6 protein-coding genes and 2 tRNA genes are annotated in these 6,414 nt (G+C 65.7%); 2 read left to right on the top strand and 6 right to left on the bottom strand.

Going from position 1 to position 6,414, the window contains the following annotated elements; genetic code table 11:
• Positions 1-249: 249 nt before the first annotated feature.
• Entirely contained in the window at positions 250-1,146 is an 897-nt protein-coding gene (locus CEY05_RS06730) for an oxaloacetate decarboxylase (protein ID WP_088601248.1), read from the top strand.
• An 80-nt stretch (positions 1,147-1,226) separates the two neighbouring features.
• Here the strand turns inward: CEY05_RS06730 and CEY05_RS06725 are convergent, their stop codons facing one another.
• The 3 genes from CEY05_RS06725 to CEY05_RS06715 are packed head-to-tail and all read right to left on the bottom strand — an operon-like array spanning position 1,227 to position 4,409.
• Positions 1,227-2,135: a LysR family transcriptional regulator gene (locus tag CEY05_RS06725; protein WP_088601247.1), complete on the bottom strand. Its 909-nt coding sequence runs from the start codon at positions 2,133-2,135 to the stop codon at positions 1,227-1,229.
• A gap of 3 nt (positions 2,136-2,138) precedes the next feature.
• Complete coding sequence (locus CEY05_RS06720) at positions 2,139-3,416, bottom strand: arsenic transporter (protein ID WP_088601246.1); 1,278 nt, start codon at positions 3,414-3,416, stop codon at positions 2,139-2,141.
• 42 nt (positions 3,417-3,458) lie between these two features.
• A complete protein-coding gene (locus tag CEY05_RS06715) occupies positions 3,459-4,409 on the bottom strand; it encodes an AEC family transporter (RefSeq protein ID WP_088601245.1) in 951 nt (316 codons plus the stop codon).
• A gap of 142 nt (positions 4,410-4,551) precedes the next feature.
• Between CEY05_RS06715 and CEY05_RS06710 the strand changes: the two genes are divergently transcribed.
• Positions 4,552-5,007, top strand: coding sequence for a GNAT family N-acetyltransferase (locus CEY05_RS06710; protein ID WP_369825893.1), 456 nt, complete (start codon positions 4,552-4,554; stop codon positions 5,005-5,007).
• Between the two features lie 39 nt (positions 5,008-5,046).
• Here the strand turns inward: CEY05_RS06710 and CEY05_RS06705 are convergent, their stop codons facing one another.
• From CEY05_RS06705 to CEY05_RS06695, 3 genes are all read right to left on the bottom strand, one after another.
• Positions 5,047-5,847 carry a hypothetical protein gene (locus CEY05_RS06705; RefSeq protein ID WP_088601244.1) on the bottom strand — a complete coding sequence of 267 codons (801 nt, stop codon included), beginning with the start codon at positions 5,845-5,847 and terminating at the stop codon, positions 5,047-5,049.
• A gap of 171 nt (positions 5,848-6,018) precedes the next feature.
• Positions 6,019-6,103: transfer RNA gene (locus CEY05_RS06700), tRNA-Leu, on the bottom strand.
• A 173-nt stretch (positions 6,104-6,276) separates the two neighbouring features.
• Positions 6,277-6,361, bottom strand: a tRNA-Leu gene (locus CEY05_RS06695).
• Between the last annotated feature and the right edge of the window lie 53 nt (positions 6,362-6,414).

Here is a 6,414-nt window from a genome sequence, read left to right as displayed (position 1 = left end):
ACCGCGCCGACTGCGGCCGACCGCGTCGACCGCGCCGACCGCGCCGACCGCGTCGGCCGCGCCCGACCACGCCCGACCACACCCGGCCGCCCCCCGGCCGGCGCCCGACCGCCCCGGCCGGCGTGCGGCGCGGGGAGTGTCTTCCTATGAATCGCAGGAATCGCTCAAGGAAAAATAGTTATCGGTGCCGCCTGCGCTTGCGCTGCTGCCTATCCTCGGCTCTTTCCACAACCTCCCTGGAAGCCGAGCATGTCTACCGAAGCTACCGCCGCTTTCCGCAAGATGATTGCCGAACCTGGCTGCGAAATCCAACCAGCCATCTACAACCCCTTGAGCGCCCGCATCGCGGAAACCGCGGGATTCAAGGCGCTGTGCCTGGGCGGCTATGCCATGGGCGCGCACACTGCCATGACCGAGCCCCTGCTGGGTGTCGAAGACGTCGCCCACATGGTGCGCGGTGTACGCCTCGTGTCCGCGCTGCCGCTGATGGTGGACGCCGGTGCCGGCTGGGGCGACCCCATGCACGTCATGCACGCCGTCAAGGCGCTGGAAGCCGCGGGCGCCTCGTCCCTGCATATCGAGGACCAGTACTTCCCCAAGCGGGCGCGCTATCACATGGGCGTGGAAGAGGTCATCCCCATGGAAGAAATGATCCAGAAAATCCACGCCGCCACCCAGGCCCGGCGCGACAGGAATTTCGTCATCTGCGCACGCACCGACGCCATGCGCACGCATGGCTACGCCGAAGGCATCCGCCGCTGCAACGCCTATGTGGAAGCCGGCGCGGACATGATCATGATCTTCCCCGACGACGAAGAACAAACCCGTAACGCCCGCCGCGACGTGCCCGACGTGCGGCTGGTGTACGTCAACAGCACCGGCAACAAGTTCAACCGTGGCGTGTATACCCGCCAGCAATTGAGCGACTGGGGCTACAAGATCCTCTACGACGCGATCAGCTCTATCAACGTCACCGCCCGCGCCCTGTTTGCCTATTACCAACACCTGCAGACCACCGGCGAGCATGGGCTGGACAACGACGAGATGGTGCACATCCGCGCCAGTGTCGAACGCGCCATCGGCCTGGAGGACATGTACCGGCTGGAGCAGGCCACGCTGGGCGACCTGAAGATGCCCAAGGGCTGAATCAAGGGCCGATCCGAGGGCCGATTCGAGGGCTGAGGGCTGATTCAAGGAACGACTCAAAGGCCGACCCAAGGGCTGATTCAGAAGTCCTGGAATATCGCGGCGGCTTCGCTCTGGATCAGGTTCACCGCATTGGATCGGATCGGATCCTTCAATGTGGCCTGTCTGGCGATCAGCGCGATCCGGCGCGCCGACTGTACCTGCTCGTGAGGAATCTCCTGCAGCCGGTTGGCGAAGCGGCTGCTATGCAGGCTCAGGCGCGAAGTGAAGCCCAACAGCTTCGATGACCAGATCAGGCCCGGCGCGCCCAGCACGGAATTGACCTCGATGCGGCACTTCGGCACCGGATGGCCGTTGCTCAGGAAAATGGCGTCCAGCCGGCGGCGCACCAGCGTGTGCGCGCTGGGCAGGACCCAGTCGAACTGGCAGAAATCCGCCAGTTCTATCCTGGGCAAGGCCAGCAGGGGATGGCCGGGCGCGCACGCCACGGTCAGGTAATCGTCCAGCAGCGGGACCACGCACAGCTCCGGCGGGGTGGGAGGCTGCAGCGGAATGACGGCCATGTCCACGCGGCCGGCCAGGACGTCGGCGCGCAATGCATCGCTGCCCTTGATGCTCAATTCCAGTATCAGTCCCGGCGCTTCGCGCCGCATGGCACTGGCGATGGCTGGAAACAGCGACTCGGCGACCAGCGGCGACGCGCCCAGGCTCAGCCGTCCCGAAAACCCTTCGACTTCCTGCCGTACGTCCGTGATGGCCTGGCGCAAGGCCTGATCGACGGACTGGGCCCGCTCCAGCATCAGCTTGCCGGCGGGCGTCAACTGCAGGCGGCGGCCGTCCGGCACGAACAGGCGGCCGCCGATCTCGGCTTCCAGCCGGCGGATGCTCTTGGTGATGGCCGGTTGCGTCAGGTGCAGCACCTGCGCCGCGAGTCCAAGGTGACCTGTCTCGGCGGCAACACAGAAATAGCGAAGGTCGCGGATATCCATGGTTCAAGACAGGCGCCACGCCAGCGCCGCCAGTGTTGCCGCCAGTACCGGCAGCGTCAGCACCACACCAATGCGGAAATAATAGCCCCAGCCGATGGTCAGGCCCTTGCGCGCCAGCACGTGCAGCCACAGCAGGGTGGCCAGGCTGCCGATGGGCGTGATCTTTGGCCCCAGGTCGCTGCCGATGACGTTGGCGTAGATCATGGCGTCCTTGACCGCGCCGGTGACGTGCGCATCGGCAATGGACAGGGCGCCCACCAGCACCGCCGGCAAGTTGTTCATGACGGAAGACAGCAAGGCCGCCGCGCCGCCCGCGCCAAACGCCGCGCCCCACACGCCCCCCTGGGCGCTCCACGCCAGGAAGCGCGCCAGGTATTCGGTCAGGCCGGCATTGCGCAGGCCGTAGACCACCAGGTACATGCCCAGCGAGAACACGACGATATTCCAGGGGGCATGCTTCATGATGCGGCGCGTGCCGACGATATGCGAACGTCCGGCCACCAGCAGCAGGCCCAGCGCGCCGGCGGCGGCGATGACGCAGACCGGCACGCCCAGGGGCTCCAGCAGGAAGAAGCCGGCCAGCAGCAAGGTGAGCACCACCCAGCCCGCCTTGAAGGTAAGGGGATCGCGGATGGCGCTGGCCGGATCGGGCAGGTTGCTGTCGTCGTAGGCGTGCGGGATGTCGCGCCGGAACACCAGCAGCAGCATCGCCAGCGACGCGCCCACCGCGACGAAGTTCACGGGCACCATGACCGTGGCATAGCGCTCGAAGCTGATGCCGAAGTAATCCGCCGACACGATGTTCACCAGGTTGGAGACGATCAGCGGCAGGCTGCCGGTGTCGGCGATGAAGCCGGCGGCCATCACGAAGGCCAGCATGGCGGCACGCGACAGACCTAGCGCCAGCAGCATTTCCATGACGATGGGCGTCAGGATGAGCGCCGCGCCGTCATTGGCGAACAGGGCGGTCACCGCCGCGCCCAGCAGCACGATGAGGACGAAGAGGCGCAGGCCGTGGCCACGGCCCCAGCGCGCCACGTGCAGCGCGCACCACTTGAAGAAACCGGCCTCGTCCAGGATCAGGCTGGTGATGATGATGGCGATGAACGTGGCCGTGGCGTTCCACACGATGTGCCACACGGCGACCACGTCGGCCAGGTGCACGACGCCGAGCAGCAGGGCGACCGCGGCGCCCGCGCTGGCGCTCCAGCCTACGCCCAGGCCGCGCGGCTGGATGATGACGAGCGCCAGGGTGGCGACGAAGATGGCGAGGGCGAGCATGGGGTCCTGGTTCGGAGGCGTGTTCGAGAGGGCTGGCAGGGTTCAGGACCGCAACAGGCCCTGGTGCTGGACGAGGGCGATGAGGGCGGAAATCGTCAGCACCGAAATCACCGTGGATATGAGAATGGCGCGGGACGAGGACTGCGCGTCGCGGTGGTACATCTGCGCCAACATGAAGGGACCGGTGCCGATGGGCAGGGCGCTCATGATGATGGCGGTCCAGGCCCAGACCGGCGGGGTATCGAACACCAGCAGCACCAGGATGGCGGTGACGACGGGCTGCACGACCAGCTTGGCGAACACGATGCGGGCCACGGTCGACGGCGCGCCGCCCGCGCCCGCCTGCGCCAGGAACAGGCCGATGGCCACCAGCGCGCAAGGGCTGGCGGCGTCGCCCAGCAGCACGATGAAGCGGTCCAGGGCCAGCGGCAGGGGCAGGCCGGAGCTGGCCCAGGCCAGGCCCAGCAGGGGCGATATCAGCAAGGGATTGCGCAACAGCGCGCGCCCGGTCTTCAGCACGGTGCGCACCGGATGCTGGCCCTGGTGCTGGTCGAATTCGATCAGGGTGATGGTGATGCCGAACAGGACGCAGGCCGTCATCAGGGTGGCGATGATGGCGGGCGCCAGGCTGTCGGGACCCAGCACCACCAGGCACAGGGGAATGCCCATGAAGCCCGCGTTGGCGTAGGCATTGGCCAGCGCCTCGATGGCGACGTCGGTGCGGCGCGTGCCGGGTGGCCGCTTGACGCAGTAGGCGATGGCGAAGGGGACCATGAAGCCTATCAGCAGCGACAGCACGTAGCCGCCATGCGCCAGCTGGTCGGGCCGCACTTGCGTCATGGCGTGGAACAGCAGGGCGGGCAGGGCCAGGTAGATGACGAAGCGATTGAGCACGTCGCCGCCTGCCGGGCCCAGCAGATTGCGGCGCGCGGCCAACCAGCCGGCCAGGATGAGTGCGAAGACGGGGAAGGTGGCGTTGAGGACGGCCAGCATGGGGGAGGGGGATGGGCGAAAGCTGCACATTCTACTTGGGCAGGCGTGGCGCGGCTGCGCAGCGAGCGGCCGGATGGTGCTGGCGATTGGCCTGGTCGTGGCGAGCCTGTCAAAATGGCGCCTGATATCGACCAGCAAGGACATGACCATGAAAGAAATCCCGCTACGCATCGAGATCGGCGACTGGGCCAGCCTGTCGCGCGATGCCGCGTCGGTGCGCCAGACGGTGTTCGTGGAGGAGCAGGGCGTGCCGCCCGAATTGGAGATGGACGACCAGGATGCGCATTGTGTGCACGTCGTCGCTTATGGCCCGGACGATGCCCCGCTGGGCACGGGCCGTCTGCTGCCCGACGGCCATATCGGCCGGATGGCCGTGCACAAGCAGGCGCGTGGCGCCGGCGTGGGCGGCGCCATCCTGGGCGCCTTGATCGAGGTGGGCCGCGATGCCGGGCATGCGGAACTGCTGCTCAATGCGCAGACGCATGCCACCGGTTTTTACCAGGCGCAGGGCTTCGTCGCGTTCGGCGAGACCTTCCTGGATGCCGGCCTGCCGCATGTGGCGATGCGCCTGCGGCTGGCGGACGACCCGGCGGTATAAGGGCCGGGGCCTATGGTCCCGGCTTGCTGCGGTCCCGGCTTACTGCGCGTTCGCCAGTTCGTCCACGATGCCCTGGGCCTGCTTGACCAGGGCCTGGTAACCGGGTTGCGCCGGCAGGTGTTGCGCGAAGCAGGCCAGGAACGACTCCTGGGTGTCCCGTCCCGGCCTGAAGGCGTTCTTGCACTGGGCCACGTCCTGGACCGTGATCTTCTGCCACAACACATACACGCGGTCGCCATGGATTTCCGTGACGCCGATCTGGTCGGGCGCGGCGGGGGCCACGTCATCCTGGCCCTGCTTGAACAAAATGGCCTCGGAGATACCGCCGGACTTGCCGGTCTGCACGGGCAGGCTGGCGTAGTTATAGACGGCGGCGCCGTCGTTGATCGCCGCGGTATAGAACTCCGGCGTGGTAGTGGCCGCGGCCAGCGCATCGTCACGTTCCACCACCTGGCCGTTGGTATTGAACCAGGCGGTCAGCAGCGCCTTGGTGGTCACCAGCAATTGCCGTTGGCCGTCGGTGGCGGTGTACGACAGCCCATCCAGGCCGCCTGAACCTTCCTGGTCCTGCTCCAGCGTTTCCAGGGCGATCTTTCCTTCCGCCGGGAAACCTTGCAGATCGAGGGGGCCGATCAGCTTGCGCAGCGTGGCTTCCAGTTTGAGCAAGGCTTCCTGATCCAGTTTGTCCGCGTCTTCGATCGGCCCCTTGGTGACGGCCTGTTCGACATCGGCGGTTATCTGCTTCTTCTGCTTCAGATAATCGCCGGCGGGCGAGGCCATGCACAGGGAGGACGCGGCGGCGAATAGAAATGCGCTGGAGATCAGGGCTCGCAAGGTCATACGGCGTTGAATCGACTCGATTGCTGTTATTGGGGCGGTCGATAATAGCCGAGCGGGATGCGGCGATTGGGCAGCGTTTAAAACCGTTGCAAACCGGCGGGGCCGGAAAACAAAAAACCCCGGAAACATTAAGTTTGCGGGGTCGTTTGTTGTACTGCTTGCGGAAAACTATGGTGCCCAGGAGAGGACTCGAACCTCCACACCTTGCGGCACACGGACCTGAACCGTGCGCGTCTACCAATTCCGCCACCTGGGCACTATCACTATCTCGGCGCTTGCGCGTCGTTCAGCGAAGAATTGAATTATGCACAGATTTTTAAAGTTGTGCAAGTATGCCAAGAAATTTTCTTCATCGGCGCGGCATTGTTGCGCGCGTGCAAAAGCGAAACCCCCGCCAACGTTTCCGCTGACGGGGGTTTCTGAATTCTGTGGTGCCCAGGAGAGGACTCGAACCTCCACACCTTGCGGCACACGGACCTGAACCGTGCGCGTCTACCAATTCCGCCACCTGGGCACTATTTAAAGCCGTATTTAGTTAGAATACTGCTTTGCAGCACATCCAGTGGG

This window comes from Achromobacter sp. HZ34 (assembly GCF_002209485.1).
In the GTDB taxonomy this organism is placed as follows: Bacteria; Pseudomonadota; Gammaproteobacteria; order Burkholderiales; family Burkholderiaceae_B; genus Bordetella_C.
Note: the sequence above shows the minus strand (reverse complement) of the source record. Positions and strands in the feature narration are given on the sequence as shown.

Bases quoted from the DNA above. Each gene is read 5' to 3' on its own strand.
- CEY05_RS06730 (WP_088601248.1), top strand. From the start codon at position 250: ATGTCTACCGAAGCTACCGCCGCTTTCCGCAAGATGATTGCCGAACCT.
- CEY05_RS06725 (WP_088601247.1), bottom strand. From the start codon at position 2,135: ATGGATATCCGCGACCTTCGCTATTTCTGTGTTGCCGCCGAGACAGGT.
- CEY05_RS06720 (WP_088601246.1), bottom strand. From the start codon at position 3,416: ATGCTCGCCCTCGCCATCTTCGTCGCCACCCTGGCGCTCGTCATCATC.
- CEY05_RS06715 (WP_088601245.1), bottom strand. From the start codon at position 4,409: ATGCTGGCCGTCCTCAACGCCACCTTCCCCGTCTTCGCACTCATCCTG.
- CEY05_RS06710 (WP_369825893.1), top strand. From the start codon at position 4,552: ATGACCATGAAAGAAATCCCGCTACGCATCGAGATCGGCGACTGGGCC.
- CEY05_RS06705 (WP_088601244.1), bottom strand. From the start codon at position 5,847: ATGACCTTGCGAGCCCTGATCTCCAGCGCATTTCTATTCGCCGCCGCG.